Annotated in this window: 12 protein-coding genes; 5 read left to right on the forward strand and 7 right to left on the reverse strand. The window is 72.3% G+C overall.

Annotated features, from left to right (window positions below; genetic code table 11):
• Window positions 1-6 precede the first annotated feature (6 nt).
• A complete protein-coding gene (locus tag EKO23_RS20015; protein WP_134720008.1) occupies window positions 7-540 on the reverse strand; it encodes a PadR family transcriptional regulator in 534 nt (177 codons plus the stop codon).
• A gap of 142 nt (window positions 541-682) precedes the next feature.
• On the opposite strand from EKO23_RS20015, the gene EKO23_RS20020 reads away from it, so the two are divergent.
• The 3 genes from EKO23_RS20020 to EKO23_RS20030 are packed head-to-tail and all read left to right on the forward strand — an operon-like array spanning window position 683 to window position 3,599.
• On the forward strand, window positions 683-970 hold the full coding sequence (locus tag EKO23_RS20020) for a LysR family transcriptional regulator (protein ID WP_134720010.1): 288 nt from the start codon (window positions 683-685) through the stop codon (window positions 968-970).
• Between the two features lie 26 nt (window positions 971-996).
• Window positions 997-1,887 carry a 4-hydroxy-tetrahydrodipicolinate synthase gene (gene dapA, locus EKO23_RS20025; protein ID WP_134720012.1) on the forward strand — a complete coding sequence of 297 codons (891 nt, stop codon included), beginning with the start codon at window positions 997-999 and terminating at the stop codon, window positions 1,885-1,887.
• A gap of 20 nt (window positions 1,888-1,907) precedes the next feature.
• Complete coding sequence (locus EKO23_RS20030) at window positions 1,908-3,599, forward strand: ribonuclease J (protein ID WP_134720014.1); 1,692 nt, start codon at window positions 1,908-1,910, stop codon at window positions 3,597-3,599.
• A 91-nt stretch (window positions 3,600-3,690) separates the two neighbouring features.
• Here the strand turns inward: EKO23_RS20030 and cydD are convergent, their stop codons facing one another.
• From cydD to EKO23_RS20060, 6 genes are all read right to left on the reverse strand, one after another.
• Window positions 3,691-7,032 (reverse strand): thiol reductant ABC exporter subunit CydD, encoded by a 3,342-nt coding sequence (gene cydD / locus EKO23_RS20035; protein WP_134720015.1) that lies wholly within the window; start codon window positions 7,030-7,032, stop codon window positions 3,691-3,693.
• A complete protein-coding gene (gene cydB, locus EKO23_RS20040) occupies window positions 7,029-8,042 on the reverse strand; it encodes a cytochrome d ubiquinol oxidase subunit II (protein WP_134720017.1) in 1,014 nt (337 codons plus the stop codon). The genes cydD and cydB overlap by 4 nt, the downstream gene beginning before the upstream one ends.
• A gap of 10 nt (window positions 8,043-8,052) precedes the next feature.
• Window positions 8,053-9,498, reverse strand: coding sequence for a cytochrome ubiquinol oxidase subunit I (locus EKO23_RS20045; protein ID WP_134720019.1), 1,446 nt, complete (start codon window positions 9,496-9,498; stop codon window positions 8,053-8,055).
• A gap of 180 nt (window positions 9,499-9,678) precedes the next feature.
• Window positions 9,679-11,883 (reverse strand): hypothetical protein, encoded by a 2,205-nt coding sequence (locus tag EKO23_RS20050; RefSeq protein ID WP_134720021.1) that lies wholly within the window; start codon window positions 11,881-11,883, stop codon window positions 9,679-9,681.
• A 90-nt stretch (window positions 11,884-11,973) separates the two neighbouring features.
• Window positions 11,974-12,942 (reverse strand): hypothetical protein, encoded by a 969-nt coding sequence (locus EKO23_RS20055; protein WP_134720023.1) that lies wholly within the window; start codon window positions 12,940-12,942, stop codon window positions 11,974-11,976.
• 158 nt (window positions 12,943-13,100) lie between these two features.
• On the reverse strand, window positions 13,101-16,235 hold the full coding sequence (locus tag EKO23_RS20060) for a M4 family metallopeptidase (RefSeq protein ID WP_167880568.1): 3,135 nt from the start codon (window positions 16,233-16,235) through the stop codon (window positions 13,101-13,103).
• Between the two features lie 246 nt (window positions 16,236-16,481).
• Here EKO23_RS20060 and EKO23_RS20065 point away from each other — a divergent pair, with 246 nt between their 5' ends.
• Window positions 16,482-19,025 (forward strand): FtsK/SpoIIIE family DNA translocase, encoded by a 2,544-nt coding sequence (locus tag EKO23_RS20065; protein ID WP_175582725.1) that lies wholly within the window; start codon window positions 16,482-16,484, stop codon window positions 19,023-19,025.
• Window positions 19,022-20,827, forward strand: coding sequence for a helix-turn-helix domain-containing protein (locus EKO23_RS20070; protein ID WP_134720027.1), 1,806 nt, complete (start codon window positions 19,022-19,024; stop codon window positions 20,825-20,827). Before EKO23_RS20065 ends, EKO23_RS20070 begins: the two co-directional genes overlap by 4 nt.
• Window positions 20,828-20,863: the final 36 nt, after the last annotated feature.

Genomic DNA, 20,863 nt, shown 5'->3' on the forward strand with positions numbered 1-20,863 from the left:
CTCCCGTCAGTCCTCGCCAGCACGGACCTGCCGCGCCGCGTCCTCGGCCCAGGCGAGCATCGTGCGTTCGTGGGCGATGCCCGCGGACAGCGCGAGCTGGTCGAAGGCGTGGGCGCGGCCGTCGGTCCCGGAGTCGGGCGCCGGCTCGTCCCGGACCCGGGACTCGTACTCCGCGAGCCGCCCGCGGAACTCCGTGGCCAGGTCGTCGAGGTACGCCGCCGCGGCGTCGTCGTCGAGCAGCCACAGGCTGAAGACCCGCAGGATCAGGTCGTCGCGCGCGTGGCGCACGGCCGGGGTGCGCAGCCACTCGCGGAGCGCGTCCTGCCCGGCGTCGCTGATCGCGAAGCTCTGGCGCCCGCGGGGCCCGGTCTCGTGCGGCTCGACGAAGCCGTCGGCCTGGAGCTTGCCGAGCTCGGTGTAGACGGCGCCGTGGCTGGCCCACCAGACGAAGTTGAGGGTCTTGTCGAAGCGCTTGACCAGGTCGTAGCCCGACGCGGGCTGCACGGCGAGGGACCCGAGGATGGCGAACCGGAGCGACATGCGGGGCGCTCCCCTTCCGTCTTCATCGAAATGTGACCGTGGTGGCCGTTTCGTGACCGTCCCGTCACCGTGTCGTCGTTGACCGTATAGTACTGACGTGTCATAGCCTGAACCTCAGTCGGACAGGTTCGTGGGGGACACGATGACACCACCGCTCACCGGTGCACGCCTCTCGGTGTCGCTCGCCGAGATCGCGGCGTTCATCGCGCTCGTCGAGCACGGCGGCTTCACGGTGGCAGCGCGTGAGCTCCACCTGTCCCAGCCCGGGTTCAGCGGCCGGATCTCGCGTCTCGAACGAGCGCTCGGCGTACGCCTGGTCGACCGCGGCGTACGCCGCCTCACGCTGACCGCCGAGGGGCGGGCGTTCCTGCCCCGGGCCCGCCAGATCATCGAGTCGTACGCCGCCGGCGCCAGCGTGGCGAACGGCTGAGCCCCGACGGGCGCTAGCCTGACCCCATGACCTCCGCAGCACCCTTCGGCCGCGTCCTCACCGCGATGGCAACCGCCTTCGACGACGACGGCGCGGTCGACCTCGACGCCACCGCCCGGATCGCGGCGCACCTCGTCGACCACGGCCACGACGGCGTGGTCGTCTCCGGCACGACCGGCGAGTCGCCGACCACCTCGGTCGCCGAGGACGGCGAGATCCTCCGGGCGGTCAAGGACGCGGTCGGCGACCGGGCCAGCGTGGTCGCCGGCGTCGGCACCAACTCCACGGCGCACTCGGTGGAGCTCGCGCGGCAGGCGGAGAAGCTCGGCGCGGACGGGCTGCTGCTGGTCACGCCGTACTACAACAAGCCCGGCCAGGCCGGTGTGCTCCACCACTTCGACCAGGTCGTGCACTCCTCGGGCGTCCCGGTGATGCTCTACGACGTGCCCGGCCGCACCGCCACCCCGATCGCGCTGGAGACCTACGAGGCCGCGAGGCGCTGGGACACGGTCGTGGCAGTCAAGAACGCCTCCGGCGACCTGCCCGGCACCGCCCGGCTCGTCGACCTCGGCTACGCCGTCTACTCCGGTGACGACGCCGCCACCCTCGGCTACCTCGCGTACGGCGGCTGCGGGCTGGTCAGCGTCGTCGGCCACGCTGCCGGCACCCAGCTGCGCGCGATGATCGACGCGTTCCTGGCCGGTGACCTGGCCGAGGCGCTGCGGCTGCACACCGCGCTGCTCCCCGCGTTCGATGCCATGATGGGCGTCCCCAACTACGGAGCCACCACCGCCAAGGCGGCGCTGCAGCTGCTCGGCGTGCTCGACAACCGCAACGTGCGCGGACCGCTCGTCCCGCTGGACGACGACGAGCTGGCCGCGCTGCGCGCCGGCCTCGTCGCCTCCGGCCTCCTCTGACAACCAGGAGTCACCCTCACGTGAGCCACCCCCACCCCGAACTCACCACGCCCGGCCCGCTCCCGCAGGGAGCCCTGCGCATCATCCCCCTCGGGGGACTCGGCGAGGTCGGGCGCAACATGACCGTCTTCGAGTACGACGGCAGGCTGCTGATCGTCGACTGCGGCGTCCTGTTCCCGGAGGAGAACCACCCCGGCGTCGACCTGATCCTCCCCGACTTCGACGCCATCCGGGGCCGGCTCGACGCCGTCGAGGCGCTGGTCCTGACCCACGGGCACGAGGACCACATCGGCGCCACGCCGTACCTCCTGCGCGAGCGCGAGGACATCCCGCTGGTCGGCTCCGAGCTGACCCTGGCCCTGCTGTCCAGCAAGCTCCGCGAGCACCGGCTCAAGGAGACCGCCCAGCACGTCGTGCGCGAGGGCGACCGGATCGCCTTCGGCCCGTTCGACCTCGAGTTCGTCGCGGTCAACCACTCCATCCCCGACGCCCTCGCGGTCGCGATCCGCACCGGCGCCGGGCTGGTGCTGCACACCGGCGACTTCAAGATGGACCAGCTCCCGATGGACGGCCGGATCACCGACCTGCGGGCGTTCGCGCGGCTCGGCGAGGAGGGGGTGGACCTCTTCATGACCGACTCGACCAACGCCGAGGTGCCCGGCTTCACCACCGCGGAGAAGAACATCGCGCCCGTGCTCGACCGGGTCTTCCACCAGAGCAACCAGCGGCTCATCGTGGCCTGCTTCGCCTCCCACGTGCACCGCGTGCAGCAGGTCCTGGACGCCGCGGTCAGCCACGGCCGCAAGGTCGCGTACGTCGGCCGGTCGATGGTGCGCAACATGGCGATCGCCAAGGAGCTCGGCTACCTCCACGTGCCGGCCGGCGTGCTGGTCGACGCCAAGGAGCTGGCCGAGCTGCCGCCCGAGCAGCAGGTGCTGATCTCGACCGGTTCCCAGGGCGAGCCCCTGAGCGCGCTCAGCCGGATCGCGCAGCGCAACCACAACTTCGTGCACATCGAGGAGGGCGACACCGTCGTCCTCGCCAGCTCGCTGATCCCGGGCAACGAGAACGCCGTCTACCGGGTGATCAACGGCCTGTCGCGCTGGGGCGCGACCGTGGTGCACAAGGGCAACGCGCTGGTGCACGTCAGCGGCCACGCCAGCGCAGGCGAGCTGCTCTACTGCTACAACATCGTCCGGCCCCGCAACGTGCTGCCGGTGCACGGCGAGATCCGGCACATGCGGGCGAACGCCGAGCTGGCCCGCGAGACCGGGGTCCCGGCCGAGCACGTGGTCATCGCCGAGGACGGCTTCGTCGTCGACCTGGTCGACGGCAAGGCGCAGGTCGCCGGCAAGGTCCCCTGCGGCTACGTCTTCGTCGACGGCTCCTCGGTCGGCGACATCACCGAGTCCGACCTCAAGGACCGCCGGATCCTCGGCGAGGAGGGCTTCATCTCGGTCATCGTGGTGGTGGACTCCCAGACCGGCAAGGTGGTCGGCGGTCCCGAGATCCATGCCCGCGGCTTCGCCGAGGACGACTCGGTCTTCGACGAGATCAAGCCCGACATCATCGCCGCGCTCGACCGGCTGCTCGGCGAGCGGGTCGACGACAACCACCAGCTGCAGCAGGCCGTACGCCGCGTGATCGGGCGCTGGGTGTCCAACACCCACCGCCGCCGCCCGATGATCATCCCGGTGGTCATCGAGGCCTGACCCTGCCGCGCGGCCCCGCGCGTTTCGCACGTCCTGGCCGCCTGGAGGGCCGGCGAGCCCACCCTGTGCGAAACGCCCGGGCGTGGATCGCTCACCCGGCCGTAGCCGCGGCGTCGGCGGGGTCGCCCAGGACGAGCACGTCGTCGACGAGGTCGAGCCCGACCCGGCCGTGGGTGATCCAGAGGACCGTGCGGCCGCGGTCGGCTCCGAGCACCTCGGCGGCGACCGCGCGTGCGGTGGCGGTGTCGAGGTGGGCGGTCGGCTCGTCGAGGACCACCACGTCGTGGTCCGCCAGCAGCGCGCGGGCGATCGCCAGCCGGGCCCGCTCGCCACCGGACACGTCCGCATGACCCTCGCCGACGAACGTGTCCGTGCCGTCGGGCAGCGAGGCGACCCAGGCACCGAGGCCGGCGTCGGTGAGGGCGCGCCGTACGTCGTCGTCGGAGGCGTCGGGGCGCGCCAGGCGCACGTTCTCCAGGACCGTCGAGGCGAAGACGTGCGGGTCGTCGTCGACCAGGGTGACCTCGCCGCGGAGGTCGTACGTGGCGAGCTCGCGCAGGTCGCGAGGGCCGAGGGCGACACGGCCGGCGACCGGGTCGAGGAACCGGACCAGCAGGGCGGCGACGGTCGACTTGCCGGAGCCGGACGGCCCGACCAGGCCGAGCCGGCGACCCGGTCGCAGGTCGAGGTCGAGCCCGCGGAGCACCGGCGTGGTGTCCCAGGCGGCGTCCACCGACCGCACGGTGAGCGGCGCCGGCAGGTCGGGGAGGGCCGCCGGGTCGGTGGGCTCGGTCACCGCGGGCGTGGCGGCGAGCAGCGCGTCCACCCGCTCGCGGGCGGCACGCGTCCGGACCGCGTTAGCGCCGGCGTCGGGCAGGGGGAGCAGCGCGTCGGAGAGCGCGAGGGGGAGCAGCAGGAGCAGCGCGAGGAGCGCCGGAGAGACCGTCCCCGGCGGGACCACGGCCGCCACGGCGACCACGCCGAGGCCACAGGCCGTCCGGACCAGCAGGCGGGACCCGGCGACCGCCCGCACCGAGCGGGTGCCGGCGGAGGCAAGTCGCTGCCCGGTCGCGTCGATGCGGGCGAGCGCGTCGGGCACCCGCTGCCACAGGACGAGCGACCGGATGCCCGCCGCGAACGCCTCGACCTCGCCGGCCAGCTCGGACCGGGCGGCGACGAAGGCCGGCGCCGCCGCCCGTACGCCGAGGCGCGCGAGCAGCCCCGCGGCCCCGCCCACCAGGCACACCGCGAGCACGACGGCCGCGGCCTCGGGCGAGAGCAGCACGGCCACCACGACGGCGGCGCCGCCGACCAGGACCCCGGTCCACGCCGGCTGCCGGACCCGGAGCTGCTCGTCGACCAGCGCGTCCACGTCGTCCACGACCGACCCGAGGACGTCGCCGCGGCGGCGGCCGAGCCGGCCGGGGACCAGCGGCACCAACGCGTCGTACACCGCGGCCCGGCGCTCGGCCAGCAGCCGCAGCGCGGCGTCGTGGGAGACCAGTCGCTCGGCGTACCGGAGGGCCGGGCGGGCCAGGCCGAAGAGCCGGACGCCGACGATCGCGACCATGAGGTAGAGCACCGGCGGGTGCTCGGAGGCACGGGTGATCAGCCAGGCCGCGGTCGCGGTGAGCGCCACCCCGGACGCGACCGAGAGAGCGCCGAGCAGCGTGCCGGTACGCAGGCCCCAGCGCGACGGCCGGTCCGCGGCCTCCGTGGACGACTCGGTCGGCCGCGGTCGGGCGGTGGCGCAGACGGCGGCGTGCACGGGCACGGCGACCGGTGCCGGGGTGGGCAGCCGGACCTCGTGGTCGGCGGCGGCCACCACCGCGTCCCGGTGCGCGACCACGACGACGGTGGCGCGTCGGGCCAGCCGGCGCAGGGTCGCGAGCAGCACCGACTCGGTCTCGCTGTCGAGGTGCGCGGTGGGCTCGTCGAGCAGCACGAACGGGCGGTCGGCGAGGACCACGCGGGACAGCACCAGCCGGGCCCGCTGCCCGGCCGACCAGTCCGACCCGTCCTCGCCCAGCGCGGTGTCGATGCCGTCCGGCGAGGCCGCGACCAGCTCGCCGAGCCCCACCTGCTCCAGCGCCGCCCACACGTCGGCGTCGTCGGCGTCGGGCCGCCCGACCCGCACGTTGTCGGCCACGGTGCCGTCGACCAGCCAGGGCCGCTGGGGGAGCCAGGCGACCTGGCGCTGCCACGAGGCCGGGTCGGCGGTGAGCAGGTCGGCGTCGCCGACCCGGATGCTGCCCCCGCTCACGGCGCCGTTGGAGCGGCCCAGCTCGCCGAGCAGCGTGGCCAGCAGGGTGGACTTCCCGCAGCCCGACGGTCCCGTGACCGCGGTCAGACCGGGCGCGGGGAAGTCCGCATCGACCGCGTCCAGCGCCGGGACGTCGCGGTCCGGCCAGGAGACCGTGAGCCCGCGCACGGACAGCGGGCGGGGGCCGGTCGCCGGGAGCGCCGGCCGGTCCGGGACGGGAGGCGCGTCGAGCAGGTCGGTGGCCGCCTCGAACGCGGCGGTGCCCTCGGCGGCGGCGTGGAACTCCGCGCCCACGCGGCGTAGCGGCCAGTAGGCCTCGGGCGCCAGCAGCAGCACCACCATGGCGGTGCGGAAGTCGATGCCGTCCGAGGCCAGCCGCAGGCCGACGCACACCGCCACCAGCGCCACCGACAGCGTTGCGACCAGCTCGAGCACCGCCGACGAGGCGAACGCGAGGCGCAGCGTGTCGAGGGTGGCCCGGCGGTAGCGGCCGGTGACCCGCCGGATCGTGCCCGACTGTGCGGTCGCCCGCCGATGCACCACCAGCGTGGGCAGCCCGCGGACCACGTCGACGAAGTGTCCGGCGAGCGCGGAGAGCCGTCGCCACTGGCGCTCGGCCCGGTCCCGGGTGCCGACGCCGACCAGCACGGCGAACACCGGGACCAGGGGCAGCGTCAGTGCCACGATCAGCCCGCTCAGGGGGTCGAGCCAGACGATCGCGACCAGCGCGGCCACCGGCAGCACCGTGGCCAGCACCAGCGCCGGCAGGTAGCGGGTGAGGTACGGCTCCACCGCGGCCAGGCCGCGGGTCGCCAGCAGCGTCAGCTCACCGGTACGCCGGCGCGACAGGGTCAGCGGGTCGGTCGCGGCGGTGGCGGCGAGCAGGCGGTGCCGCAGGTCCGTCGAGACCGCGCCGGCCGCTCGGGCGGTGGCCGCGTCGACGACGTACGACGCGGCCGCGCCGGCCACGACGATCCCGGCCAGCCACCCGGCCGGGACGTGCCAGCCGTTGCCGCCCGGGTCGGTGGCCACCTCGACCACGAGGGTGCCGAGCGCGAACGCCTGGGCGACCGTGAGCAGTCCCGAGACGGCGCCCGCCACCAGGGCGACGACGAGCGGGGTGCGGGCCGGGCGGAGGTGGGGGAGCAGTCGTGGGTCGAGCGGCCTCATCGGCCGGCGAGCTCTTCGGTGGGGATGTGGTGGGTCCCGATCCGCTTGCGGAAGACCCAGTAGGTCCATGCCTGGTAGCCGAGCACGATCGGCGTGAAGATCACCGCCACCCAGGTCATCACCGTGAGCGTGTAGTGGGTCGCCGAGGCGTTGGTCGTCGTGAGCGAGACACCGTTGTCGAGGGTGGTCGGCATGACGTCGGGGAAGAGCGCGACGAACAGGCCGGCCACGGCGAGGCCGATGGTGGCGAAGGTGCCGACGAATCCCCAGCCCTCGCGGCCGAGGTGGGCGAGCCAGGTCCCGGCGACCAGGGCGACCGCGGCGAGCACGAACAGGATCGCCGAGCCGACGGTGCCGGTGTCGACCTGCGCCCACACCAGGAAGACCACCGCGACCGCGGCGGCGACCACCCCGAGCCGGACCGAGAGGGCCCGGGCCCGCTCCCGGATGTCGCCGTCGGTCTTGAGCGCCACGAACATCGCGCCGTGGGTGAGGAACAGGGTCAGCGTGACCAGGCCGCCGAGCAGCCCGAACGGGTTGAGCAGGGTGAACAGGTTGCCGGTGAACTCCTTGTCGGCGTCGATCGGGACGCCGTGCACGATGTTCGCGAACGCCACGCCCCACAGGAAGGCGGGCACGAACGAGCCGATGATCAGGGCGAGGTCCCAGCGGGCCTTCCAGTGCTCCTCGTCGCGCTTGTGGCGGTACTCGAATGCCAGACCACGGACGATCAGGCCGACCAGGATCAGGAGCAGCGGCAGGTAGAAGCCGCTGAACAACGTGGCGTACCACTCCGGGAACGCCGCGAACGTCGCGCCGCCGGCGACCAGCACCCACACCTCGTTGCCGTCCCAGACCGGCCCGATGGTGTTGATCATGACCCGGCGCTCGGTGTCGTTGCGCGCGAGGAACGGCAGCAGCATGCCGACGCCGAAGTCGAAGCCCTCGAGGGTGAAGTACCCGATCCAGAGGACCGCGATCAGGATGAACCAGACGGTGGTGAGCTCCATGGCGGTCTCCTCAGTAGGCGAAGGTCAGCGGCTGGTCGTCGTCCTGCGGCCCCTTGAGGCTGGGGTCCGGGGGCTCGACGAACGGGTCCGCTCCCTTGCGGATGTACTTGACGAGGAGCCCGAGCTCGATGACCGCCAGGATGGCGTACAGCAGCGTGAGCACGATCAGCGACGTGGCCGCCTCGAACGTGCTCACGCTCGGTGAGACGCCGTTCTCGGTCGTCATCAGGCTGAACACCACCCAGGGCTGGCGGCCCATCTCGGTGAAGATCCAGCCGAACGAGCTGGCGAAGACCGCGAGGAACGGCAGCGTCAGCGCCATCACCCCGAACCACCGGCCGGTCGGCGTACGGCCCTTGCGGGTCAGCCACAGGATCAGCGCCGCACCGGCGGCGACCACGACCCCGAGGCCGATCATGAAGCGGAACGTCCAGTAGGTCACCGGGATGATCGGCACGTAGTCGCCGGCCGTGTAGTACGCCGCGCCCGGGTCCTGGCCGTACTCCTGCTGGTACTGCTCGCGCAGGTCGTTGATGCCCTCGACCTTGCCGTCCCACGTGCCGGTGGCCAGGAACGACAGGAGGTTCGGGATCTTGATCGCGAACTTCTCGCTGGTGCCGTCGGGGGTGCCGATGGTGAAGATCGAGAAGTCCGCGGGCTGCTCGGTGTCGTAGAGCGCCTCGGCGGCCGCCATCTTCATCGGCTGCACCTCGGTCATGATCTTGCCCTGCACGTCACCGGTGATCGCGACGCCGAGGCCCGCGACCAGCGCGACGACCGCACCGATCCGGATCGCCTTGAGGTACAGCGGCTGGTCGTCGACGTGCTCCTTGCGCGTGTAGAGCCACGCCGCGACGCCGAGGACGAAGGCCCCGGCGGTCATGTACGCCGCGAACACCACGTGCGGGAACGTCACCAGCTGCACCTTGTTGAACATCACCGCCCAGAAGTCGGTCAGCTCGGCCCGACCGGTGTCGGGGTTGAACCGGTAGCCGACCGGGTGCTGCATCCACGAGTTCGCGGCCAGGATGAACCACGACGAGAACAAGGTGCCGAGGTGGACCAGCCACATCGTGCCGGCGTGCAGCCCGCGCGGGAGCTTGTCCCAGCCGAAGATCCACAGGCCGAGGAAGGTCGACTCGAGGAAGAACGCGAGCAGGCCCTCGACCGCCAGCGGAGCGCCGAAGATGTCGCCCACGAAGCGGGAGTAGTCCGACCAGTTCATGCCGAACTGGAACTCCTGCACGATGCCGGTCACCACGCCGATGGCGAAGTTGATCAGGAACAGCTTGCCGAAGAACTTCGTCAGCCGGAGGTACTCCTGCTTCCCGGTGCGCACCCACGCGGTCTCCATGCCGGCGATCACCGCGGACAGGCCGATCGTGATCGGGACGAAGAGGAAGTGGTAGACGGTGATGATGCCGAACTGCCAGCGTGCGATGTCGAGAACGTCCACCGGGGCTCCTGCGCGGTCGAGGGCGATACAACAGGCACCGGCGACGACAGCCCCGTCACCGGCAGGTCAACGCTAGGCAGCAGCGTACGCCGTGGAGAGGGCCGCAGGTCATCGCCGCGAGGACGTTGGTCCCGAAGGGGACAACCCGGACGGAGGGGGGAGACCCGCCGTAGGGACGGGTCAGCGGGCCACGCGCGGCGTCGCCTTCGACGTCCTGGCCGCAGTCTTGTAGCCGGCCTTCGAGCCGGTGACCCGCACCGTGAGGCGCTTGCCGGCCTGGGCCCGCGAGGGCGTGAACGTCCGTGCGGTGGCGCCCTTCACCGCGGTCCCGTTGGCGAACCAGCGGTACGCGAACCGGGTTGCGGTGGTCCACGACCCGGGCTTCGCGGTGAGCGTGCGGCCGACCTTGACCGTCCCGCTGATCCGTGGCACGGAGGTGGTCAGGGTGCCCGCACCGACCGGCGCGGAGTTGCCCGACCAGACGTCCGTGTACCTGTCGTTCCACGTGCCGCGCACCGCGACGTACACCTGCTTGCGGTAGGTCGACGCGGGGAGCCGGAGGGAGCCGGTGGTCGTGGAGCGGATGTAGGTGTCGCCCTCGACCAGGTACCAGTCGAAGGCGAAGGTGGTGCCGACCGGCCAGGTGCCGAGCTGCGCGGTGACCACGTTCCCGACCTTGGCGGTGCCGGTGAGGACCGGTGACGGTGCACCCGGGACCGGGAGCATGCCGTCCTCGTGGGCGATCGGTCCGACCGGGAGCGACTCCCGGCGGGTCACCGTGTGGTCGGCCAGCCGGGCGGTGACGACGGCGGTGACGGTCTTGCCGGCGTCCCAGTAGTCGAGTGGGTACGTCGTGCTCTCGTAGCGCCCGTCCGCGGTCAGCACGACCTGCCCGTCGACGTACCACGTGACGGTCGTCGTCGTCGGCGCCGGCGACCAGCCGCCGGTGGCCGCGGTCAGCGTCTGCCCGACGCGGGGGGTGCCGGTCACGACGGGGGCGGGGGCGCTGGTGAACGCCTGGCCGGGGTCGGTGACCTCCACCTCGACCTGGGCGGCGTTGCCGGTGACCGAGGTGACGTGGACCTTCACGCCCACGCCGCTGAACGTGTCGCCCTCCTGGTAGCCGCCGCTGGCCGGGACGCTGCCGCCGTCCACCTGCAGCGTGGTCTGGTTGCCGGCGCCGGGCAGGGTGGTGACGGTGACCCCGGCGCCGAAGGTGAGCCCGAGGTCGAACGGGTCGCCGGTCAGCAGCGGGTACGCCGCGTCGGCGTCGAGGCCGCCTCCGTCACGGAAGTCGACGTAGTAGGTGTCGTCGCTGCGCGGGTCGGGCACCGCGAGGCCGCGCAGGCCGGCGGACGACCCGCGGGGCTGGAGCGTGAAGGTCTGGGTGCCGGCCGCGGTCGTGTCGACGGTCTCCATCTCGCCGGCCCTGGTCCACCCGCGCACGGCCTTGTGCGCGGTGGACAGCGCGGGTGACCCCTTGCCGCCGATGCCCATGCCCATAGGGCTGTGCAGGTCGAGGTACTCGCAGTCCGGGCCGGTCCCGAACGAGCAGCTGGTCGTGTTGGCGTGGCCGAGCCCCAGCTCGTGCCCGAGCTCGTGCGTGAGGGTCGGCCCCGCGTCCCCGTCTCCGACCGCGAGGACCAGCCCGCCGCCGCCGAGGCCGACGGTGCCCTGGGTGTTGCAGGCCGGCGGGAGGAGGACCACCAGGTGCCGGGTCATGTCGGTGTCGAGCGGCACGCCCGGGAAGAGCCGGGACGCCTCGTCGAACATCGGGAAGTACGAGGTTCCCGGCGTGAGCAGCCCGCATCCGCTCGCCACGCTGGGTGTGGCCGTGGACGCGTACCGCTTGATCGCGTAGCCGGGGTCGCGGGCCATCCCGGACACCGCCCCCGGGGCGTCGGAGATCCAGTCCTGCGCCATCTCGGAGACCTCTGCGTCCGCCTCGGCGCTGGTCATGGCGGTGCCGCGGTTGGTGACCACGGCGACGTACAGCCGATGGGCGGTCGGCGGCATGGAGGCCGCAGCCGCCGGCGACACGTCGGCCGAGACGACGGTCAACGGTGCGTCGGCTGCGGCGCCCGCGAGAGTGCGACCCGCGGGCACGGCGACGGTGCCCTCGAAGTGGCCGGAGGTGGGGAGCTCGTCGCCGGGTGCGGGGCGCACGGCCACCCGACCGGCGTCGGTCTCCACCCAGTACAGGGTGCGCGCGGTGTGGTCGTCGAAGTCGTCGGCGTACGCCGTCACGAGGTCGCCGCTCACGTGGACCCGGGTGCCGGGCGCCGCCGTGGGGGAGGAGACGGCGGGGGCAGCAGTGGCCGCCAGGCCGGTGGCGGTCACGGCCAGGGCGGCTAGCGCCGCGGCGCGCAGACGACGGCGGGTCATGGCCGGAGGGTAGGTGCGGTCACGGTTCCCGCGTGGGCGATTCGCGAAGGTCGACCCGATCGGTCGGTGTCGACCGGACCCTCCGCAGGCTCAGCGGGCGATGGGACGGGTCTGGGCCGACGTGAGCGCCAGCGTCCGGTAGCCGGTCTGCCGGCCGGTCACCTTGACCGAGATCCGCCGGCCGGCGTGCCCGGCCTTCGGGGTGAACGTCCGGGCGGTGGCGCCCTTGATCGCGTGCCCGTTGGCGTACCAGCGGTAGGCGAACGTGGTGCCAGCGGTCCAGGTGCCGCGCACGGCGGTCAGCTTCCGACCGACCTTGCGGATGCCCGAGATGGTGGGTCTGGTTCCGGTGAGCGTGCCGATCGCGACGGTGGGTGAGGCGTCGGAGACCTGGGACCGGGTCTCCTTGCTGTAGTCGAGCGTCGCGACCGACTGGACCGCGATCTCCCGGCCGTACGTGTCCCCGGGGAGCTTGAGCTTCGGGCCGGCCGTGGTGGCCATCAGGACGAGCCCGGTGCCCGACTCGACGTACCAGCGGTACTGCTCGACCGTCGCCCCCGCGGGCCAGCCATCGGGCGAGGCGGTCACGGTCTTGCCGACGGTGAAGTCGCCGGTCGGAACGGCGGCCTTCGGCGGGTTCGGGATCGGTCCGGTGTCGTAGCTGGCCGGATGGACGGGGATCGTCGGTGCGGAGGCGACCGTCTGCGCCGGGCTGCACCCGGAACGGGTCCCCGTCACCTTGATCACGACGGTCTTCCCGGCGTCGGACGCCTCGGGGGAGTACGTGAGGCCGTGGTACGGCTCGCCGCCGTCGTCGGGGTTGCCCTCCACGATGACTCCGCCGACGTACCAGGTGACCACCAGGCTGCTCGGCGCGGGGGCCCACGTCCCGCGATGGGCCGTCAGGTCGTCGCCCACCCGGACCAGCCCGGTGATGGTCGGCGCCGGGTCCACGGTGAAGCAGTCGGCGGCGGAGGCAGGTGCGGTGGTCGCGGCGAGGGACGCGGCGACCACCGAGATGGCCGTCGCTGCCCCGATCCGCAGGCGGCGGCTGTTCATCTTCGAGACGCTACGCGGGGTGGGCGTTCCCTGCCTGCCCCGGACTTCCAAGACCGCCCGGACGGTGGGTCCGGTGATGGCCCGGACGTGCCCCGGGAAGGCCCGAGGCCCCCACCGGACGGGTCCGGCGGGGGCCTCGGGTGGAGCTGGGTCAGGCGTCAGCGGCGGCGGACCGTCACCTTCACCTTGTCGGACCCGGCGAGGTAGGTCGCGTTCCCGACGTACCTCACGGTGAACACGCGGCTTCCGACGGCCAGCTTCTTCGACAGCGTGAAGGTCGCCTTCCCGCGGACGAGCCGGGCCGTGTCGATGGCGTGGCCCTGCGCGTTGATGAGCCGGACGGTGCCCGCGACGGTGCCGGTCGCCGCCGGCTTCACGGTGACCTTGACCTTCGACGCCGTGCCGTAGCGGGACGGCTGGGGTGCGTGGATCGCCTCCACGGTCGTCCTGATCTTGCAGATCGTGACGGCGACGTTGTCGATGTACCAGCCGTCGATGCCACCGCAGCCGTCGCGGCCGATGTCGAAGCGGAACTCGATCTCGTCACCGCCGGCGACGCCGAGCATCGACAGGTCGACCTGGGACTGCGCCCACGAGCCCGCGACCTCGCCGCCGTCGGTGCCGGTGAAGCCCGGCTGCCCGGCGAGCGGGTTGGTGCTGCCCTCGGCCTCGGTCGAGAGCGTGCGGGGGCCGTTGTTGGTGTACGCCGCCGCCGGGATCACCTTGAAGGCGCCACCGTTGATGCGGTACTTGACGTTGCCGCCGTCGAAGCCGAGCTCGGTCGCCACGTAGTGGTCGAAGCTCAGCTTGGGTGCCTTCAGCTTCTGGTCCGGCAGCTGGATGATCTTGGAGATCAGCCCGTCCCGGCTCGAGAAGTCGTTGGCGGTGCCGTCGCACTGGCCCTGGTCGGGCGCGGGTCCGTAGGCGACACCACCGGGGTGGGCCGGACCGTTGCCGGTCGGAGCGTCCGTGGTGGCCACCCAGGGCGAGCCCGTGGCGCCGGCGTAGACGGTCTCCTGGTCGGCGTCCCAGTCAGCCGGGATGCCCTTCTCGAAGGCCTGCTTGTAGACGGTGTAGACGCCACGGCCCTTGCCGTCGCAGAGCGCCGGCCGGTTCTGGTTGTGCATCGGCTGGTAGTTGCACTGCGTCGGCGCCTTCCGGAATTCGACCGCGTTGCTGACCGCGGCGATGGTCGCGCAGTCGGTCGTCTCGATCGTCCCGGCGTTGGCCGGCGCGGCGTTCGGCTCGACCGTGAGCTTCTTGACCGGCTGGCCGATGAGCGCGGTGCAGGCCGCGTCCAGCGCGTTGGCGTGGTCCTCGAAGTCGGTGGTCGGCGTCTGGTACTCGGTCATCGCCTTGTAGTAGACCGCCGCCGCCTTCTCCAGGCCGATGCCCGGGACGGTCACGCCGTTGTAGGTGCCGCCGTCGACCGCGAGCGCGTAGGCGTGGTTGGACACGCCGGAGTTGCTGTGCACGCCGCCGCCGTCCTCGGTGCCGCAGAAGTACTCCGCGTCCGAGACCTTGCCCGGGTCGCCGTAGCAGGTCGGGGTCCACATGTCGCGGATCGCGCCGCCGAAGGCGTGCGACTTCTCGCCCATGAGCCAGCGGTAGCTGTCGGCCTTGGGGTCGGTGTCGGAGTCCTTGACGGTCATGTTGACGGTCGAGGTCGCGGCCTTGATCTTGTCGCCGTCGCCCTTGGTGACCATGAGGCCGTAGATGTCGGCGTCGCCGGACATCGAGATCGGTGCACGGCCGGCGACGCTGTCACCGACGACGATGCCGGACGCGCCGGCGTCCTCGGCGTTGGCCACCTTCGTTGCGAAGGTGCAGGTGCCGCGGTCGACGTAGGCGAACGTGCCGGCCAGGGCGCCGGCGTTCGTGAACGGGCTGCAGCCGTCCGTGGTGCTCGGGCCGTCGGGGTTCGCCGCGTCTTGGCCGACGACGACGTCGGAGGTCACGCCGGTCTTGTCGAACACCGGGCCGAAGGACGCCGCAGCGGCGGCGGCGCAGGGGCCCGCGATCGCGGCGGGGCTGTTGATGGTCGCCGAGATGCCGCCCCGGGTGTACTTCGAGCACTGGCCGTCGGGACGCTTGGCGCTGAGGTCACCCTCGCCCTCGTCCAGGCGACCGTTGATGAGGTCGATCGTCTCGCCCCAGATGTCGGAGTAGGACTCGTTCAGGGCACCGGGCTGGTACTGGTAGATCAGGCCGTGGGTGTACTCGGTGTACGCGTGGCCCCACTCGTGGGAGACCACGTCGTCGGAGGTCACACCGTTGCAGTAGTTCGTGGTCTGGCCGTTCCAGTTCGCGTTCGGGCACGCGATGGCGGGGTCGTTGTTGATCGTGCGCATCGTCGCCCCGTTGGCGTCGTACGAGTCGCGACCGAAGACGTCCTTGAAGAACCAGTAGGACTCACCGGTGCCGTTGACCAGGTTCTGCTGCTCCTGGTTGAGGGTTCCCGGGAACGGGTCACCCTCCTTCCAGACGCGGGTCAGGTTGCGCTCGCTGTCGGCCTCGTAGAGCTCGCGGTCGAGGGCGTCGTGCACCATGGAGTACCGGTTGACGATCTTGTCGGCGTCCGCGTCGACGAAGACCATGTCGCGGATGTTCTTGCCGTTGGTGACCTCGACGACGTAGACGAGCTTGTCCGTGCCGTTCGCCTGGCCGGCGGTCGAGCCCGTGCGGTAGACGACGAGGTCGTTGGTGCCGGCCTTGATGCCGGCGGTGTCACCGGCCACGCCGTCGTGGCCGGGAGGCGCGGCCTTCACCACGGCGATCGCGCGCTGCGCGGCCTCCGTGGCCGAGAGGCGCGGGGTGACGGAGAGGTCGAGCCCGGGGACTGCGAAGCCGTTGACCGAGGTGAGGTCGCCGTCCTTGTCGACGTGCGCGCGGAGCATCGAGCCGAAGACCGGGACGCCCTTGTACTCCTGCGTGTAGGTGACGGTGCTGCCACCGTTCGCCCGGAGAACCTTGTCCTCGCGCTTGAGCTGGCCCGGCGTCGCGCCGAACGCGGCGGCGAACCTGTCGAGGTAGGCATCGGCCTTGGAGACCGCGGTCCCGCCGGTGTCCGCGAGCAGGTCGCCGTTGGTGCCGGCTCGCACGAAGCCGACCTTGCCGGTCGCGTCCTCCTTGCTGAAAGTGACGGACCCGGTGGCCTCGTCCTTCATCTGCTGCACCAGCGACCGGCTGTCGACGGTCGGTGCAGGGGGTGCTGCTTGTGCAGCGAGTCCCGGGGTCGCGGCCAGACCCGCGCCCAGGACGGTCAGGGCGATGCCCTGCCTGAGGAACTTCACGGTGGTGCCCTCCAGTATTTTCCCGTGCTCACGCCGGGGTAGGTGGCGTGAGTCGTGCGTCACAGTAAGTGGTGCTTTCCGTACCGGTCTAGCGCGGCGGAGCACTTTCTTGTTACAAGTTCGCGCCATTCACCCGTGGGGGTGAGATATCCGCGGATCCGCCGCCGGACCGGCGCGCGGAACCCGGCTCCGACACGCACCGTGTGATCCCTGTGACGGGTGGGACGATCACCTAGAGTCCTGAGCATGGCGACCCGTACGTCTTCCCCGCCGGGGTCGCGGAGCAAGAGCACGTCCAGGAGCACCTCCTCCCGGTCTGGTTCGAGCACCCGATCCCGGAGTACCGGCAGCCAGGCCCGACGGAAGCCGACGTCGAAGCGCAAGCCCGCCACGGGTTCGCGCCCGGCGCCTCGAGCGGTCCGGAGCGGTACTGGTCCCGTTGCGCGCGTCTTCCTTGCCCTGGGCAGGGGGATCGCGGCGATCTGGCTGGGCATCGCCCACGCCCTCGGCGCGACCGCACGCTCGATCGGGCACACCGCACGCGACCTCGACCCCGAGCACCGCCGCGACGGCGCCGGCCTGTTCCTGTTCGGCCTGGCCGTGGTCGCCGCGGCCGCGGTCTGGTGGCAGCTGCCCGGGTCGGTCATGGACGCCACCCGCACGGTGGTCGCGGGCTCGGTGGGCAAGGTGGGCTGGTTCGTCCCGTTGCTCCTGGTGTACGTCGGGTGGCGCAACCTGCGCGACCCCGAGCACAACGGCCCGGCCGGCCGCCAGGTGATCGGCTGGGCGGCCCTGGCGTTCGGGGTGCTCGGCATCGTGCACATCGCCAACGGCAGCCCGCGCCCGGCGCTCGACGACCCCGAGGCGCTGCAGCAGGCCGGCGGCGCGATCGGGTTCGTGGTGTCGAGCCTGCTGCTCGACCTGCTGCGCACGCCGTACGTCGTCGTGCCACTGCTGTCGCTGCTCGCGATCTTCGGTGTCCTGGTGATCACCGCCACGCCCGTCTACCAGGTCCCGGCCCGGCTGCGGGAGGGCCGCGACCGGCTGCTCGGCCGGCACCACGACGACACCGCGGACGAGCCGACCCAGCCGGTGCGCTCGCGCCGCCGCCGGGACGACGACGTCGACCCCGAGATGGGGGACCCGGCGTACGACTCGCCCGTGCTCGAGGACCGCGAGGTCTCGAAGCGGCGCCGCAAGAAGGACGCGATCGACGTCGCCCTCGAGGGCGACGCCGAGGCGCCCGCGGAGAAGGCCGAGCTCGAGCCGCCGCCGCACACCCCGCTGCCGCAGCGAGTCGAGCAGCTCGCGCTCTCCGGCGACATCACCTACACGTTGCCGAAGAATGACGTGCTCAAGCCCGGCTCGCCGCACAAGGCGCGGTCGAAGGCGAGCGACGAGGTGGTCGACCGGCTGACCCAGGTGCTCGAGGAGTTCGGCATCGACGCGCAGGTCACCGGCTACACCCGGGGCCCGACCGTGACCCGTTACGAGGTCGAGCTCGGGGCCGGCGTGAAGGTCGAGAAGATCACCGGCATCCAGAAGAACATCGCGTACGCCGTGGCCTCGGCCGACGTGCGGATCCTCAGCCCGATCCCCGGCAAGTCCGCGGTCGGCGTCGAGATCCCCAACGTGGACAAGGAGATCGTGTCGCTCGGCGACGTGCTGCGCAGCAACACCGCGCGCTCCGACCACCACCCGATGGTCGCCGGCCTCGGCAAGGACGTGGAAGGCGGCTTCGTGGTCGCCAACCTCGCGAAGATGCCGCACCTGCTGGTCGCCGGTGCCACCGGCTCCGGCAAGTCGTCGTTCATCAACTCGATGATCACCTCGATCCTGATGCGCGCGACGCCGGACGAGGTGCGGATGATCATGGTCGACCCGAAGCGGGTCGAGCTGAACGCCTACGAGGGCGTGCCGCACCTGATCACGCCGATCATCACCAACCCCAAGAAGGCCGCCGAGGCGCTCGCCTGGGTCGTGCGCGAGATGGACCTGCGCTACGACGACCTGGCCAACTTCGGCTTCCGCCACGTCGACGACTTCAACAAGGCCGTACGGGCCGGGAAGGTCGAGCTGCCGCCGGGCAGCGAGCGCCAGCTCGCGCCGTACCCCTACCTGCTGGTGATCGTCGACGAGCTCGCGGACCTGATGATGGTCGCCCCGCGCGACGTCGAGGACGCGGTCGTGCGGATCACCCAGCTGGCGCGGGCCGCCGGCATCCACCTGGTGCTGGCGACGCAGCGCCCGTCCGTCGACGTGGTCACCGGACTGATCAAGGCCAACGTGCCGTCGCGGCTGGCGTTCGCCACGTCCTCGCTCGCGGACAGCCGGGTCATCCTCGACCAACCGGGTGCCGAGAAGCTGGTCGGCCAGGGTGACGGCCTGTTCCTGCCGATGGGCGCCAGCAAGCCGGTGCGCGTGCAGGGCTCGTGGGTCACCGAGGCCGAGATCCACCAGGTGGTGGGTCATGTGAAGACGCAGCTGGAGCCGACGTACCGGGAGGACGTCACCGCCCCGGCGCAGAGCAAGCGTGAGCTGGACGACGACATCGGCGACGACATGGACCTGGTGATCCAGGCCGTCGAGCTGGTGGTGTCCACGCAGTTCGGGTCGACGTCGATGCTGCAGCGCAAGCTGCGGGTCGGATTCGCCAAGGCCGGTCGCCTCATGGACATCCTGGAGAGCCGGGGAGTGGTCGGGCCCAGCGAGGGCTCGAAGGCTCGGGATGTCCTGGTCAAGCCGGACGAGATCGACGGTGTCATCGCGACCTTGCAGGGGGAGATGTGAGCGCAGCAGAACGTTTCGAGGACGAGTCGTCCCGCGACGAGTCCGGGGAGGGCGCCGGCAGCGTCCTGCGGGCCGCGCCGGACGTCGTCGAGGTACGCCGCAACGCCGGGGTCGCCGCCCTGGTCGGCGTGGTCGCCTCGGCGGTGGCGATCGCCTACCTCGCCCGGGCCGCCTCCACCGGCGCGGTCCTGGACTGGGTGCTGGCGCTGGTCGTCGGCGGGATCGGCGCGGCGTACCTCCATGCGTTCCTCGACGCCCGCACCCCGCTGCTGCTGGCGGACGGCCAGGGCGTCCGGATCCGGCTCGGCCGGGCCTGGCGCGGGTTGCCGTGGGGCGCGCTGGCGAGCGTCGAGCACACTCCCCGGCGAGGCCTGCTCCGGGACGGCCGACTGGTGATGGTCCCGCACAACACCGACCGGGTGCTGGCCGAGCTCGACGCCGCGGGTCGCCGCCAGAGCCGCCTCAGCGAGCGGCTGTACGGCGCGCCGTTCGCGATGCCGCTCGGCCTCTCGACGCACGTGGTCGGCTCCGAGGACGACCTGACCGCGGCGCTGCGCCAGCTGGCCGGAGACAGCACGCGGGTCCACGAGCCGGAGCCGACCGTCGAGGCGCCCCGCGAGGAAGCCGTGGCCGTCGAGGAGCCCGCCGACGAGGTGGTCGAGGAGCCGGTCGCCCCGCACGGGCACGACGAGCGCGACGAGCACGCGCCGTTGATCCACGACCCCAGGCCGGGGCTGGCCGCGGTGATCGGGCGGCTGGCGGCGCCGCTCTCCCGCCGCACGTCCGGCGAGCCCGAGGACCTCCACGCCGACGAGGCCGACGCCCCTGACACCGAGCCGACGCAGCCGATCGTGGCCAGCGCCACGCCGGCGCCGCTGCGCGAGACGCGGGGCGGCCGGCGGGCCGAGGTGCAGGCCGAGGTCCCGGTCGCCGACGACGAGCCGCACGGCCGCGAGCTGCGCCGTCCCGGCAGCGTGAACCTCGTCGAGGACACCCAGGTGTGGAGCGACCGGGTCCGCCCGATCGCGCAGCCGGGCGACGCCGTCGACCCGCTGGTGATCGACGACTTCGAGGTCGAGCCCGCCGCGGACCCGGTGATCGGACCCGATCTCTCCGCGGCCCGGACCCGTCTCGGCCTGACCGTCGACCAGCTCGCCGAGCGGACCCGGATCCGGCCGCACGTCATCGAGTCGATCGAGGTCGACGACTTCGCGCCGTGCGGGGGCGACTTCTACGCCCGCGGCCACCTGCGCACCCTGACCCGGGTGCTGGGGGTCGACGCCGCTCCGCTGCTGCGCGCCTACGACGACCGGTACGCAGACGCCCCGATCAACCCGCGCCGGGTGTTCGAGGCGGAGCTCGCGACGAGTGCCACCGGTGGGATCCGCGGCACCCGCGGCGGCCCGAACTGGTCGATCCTGATCGCCGCGATCATGGTGCTGGTCCTCTGCTGGTCGATCGCCCGGCTGGTCATGGACACCCCGGCGCTGGTGCAGCAGCCGTCCCCGACCCTCCTGGACGGCTCCGACGGCCCGAACCGGTCGACGCCCCCGGCGCCGGCCCGGCTGACGCTGAAGACCACCACCGACGCCGCCACCCACCTCAAGGTGGTCGGCGGCAACGGGAAGGTCGTCTTCGACGCCGACGTCGAGTTCGGCGAGGTGCACCGCTTCGACGTCCGGTCCCCGGTCGTGGTCACCGCCTCCGACGGTGGTGCGGTCGCGGTCGAGGTCAACGGCAACAAGCGCGGCACGCTGGGGGACGACGGCGCGAAGGCCAGTCGCACGTTCCGTCTCGGGTGAGTCCGGTCACCACCGCCACGGCCGCGATGCTGCGCC

Source organism: Nocardioides guangzhouensis, assembly GCF_004519545.1.
Classification (GTDB): Bacteria; Actinomycetota; Actinomycetes; order Propionibacteriales; family Nocardioidaceae; genus Nocardioides; species Nocardioides guangzhouensis.

Coding starts and splice junctions, on each gene's coding strand:
- EKO23_RS20050 (WP_134720021.1), bottom strand. CDS start 11,883: ATGACCCGCCGTCGTCTGCGCGCCGCGGCGCTAGCCGCCCTGGCCGTG.
- EKO23_RS20015 (WP_134720008.1), bottom strand. CDS start 540: ATGTCGCTCCGGTTCGCCATCCTCGGGTCCCTCGCCGTGCAGCCCGCG.
- EKO23_RS20055 (WP_134720023.1), bottom strand. CDS start 12,942: ATGAACAGCCGCCGCCTGCGGATCGGGGCAGCGACGGCCATCTCGGTG.
- EKO23_RS20020 (WP_134720010.1), top strand. CDS start 683: ATGACACCACCGCTCACCGGTGCACGCCTCTCGGTGTCGCTCGCCGAG.
- cydB (WP_134720017.1), bottom strand. CDS start 8,042: ATGGAGCTCACCACCGTCTGGTTCATCCTGATCGCGGTCCTCTGGATC.
- dapA (WP_134720012.1), top strand. CDS start 997: ATGACCTCCGCAGCACCCTTCGGCCGCGTCCTCACCGCGATGGCAACC.
- cydD (WP_134720015.1), bottom strand. CDS start 7,032: ATGAGGCCGCTCGACCCACGACTGCTCCCCCACCTCCGCCCGGCCCGC.
- EKO23_RS20065 (WP_175582725.1), top strand. CDS start 16,482: ATGGCGACCCGTACGTCTTCCCCGCCGGGGTCGCGGAGCAAGAGCACG.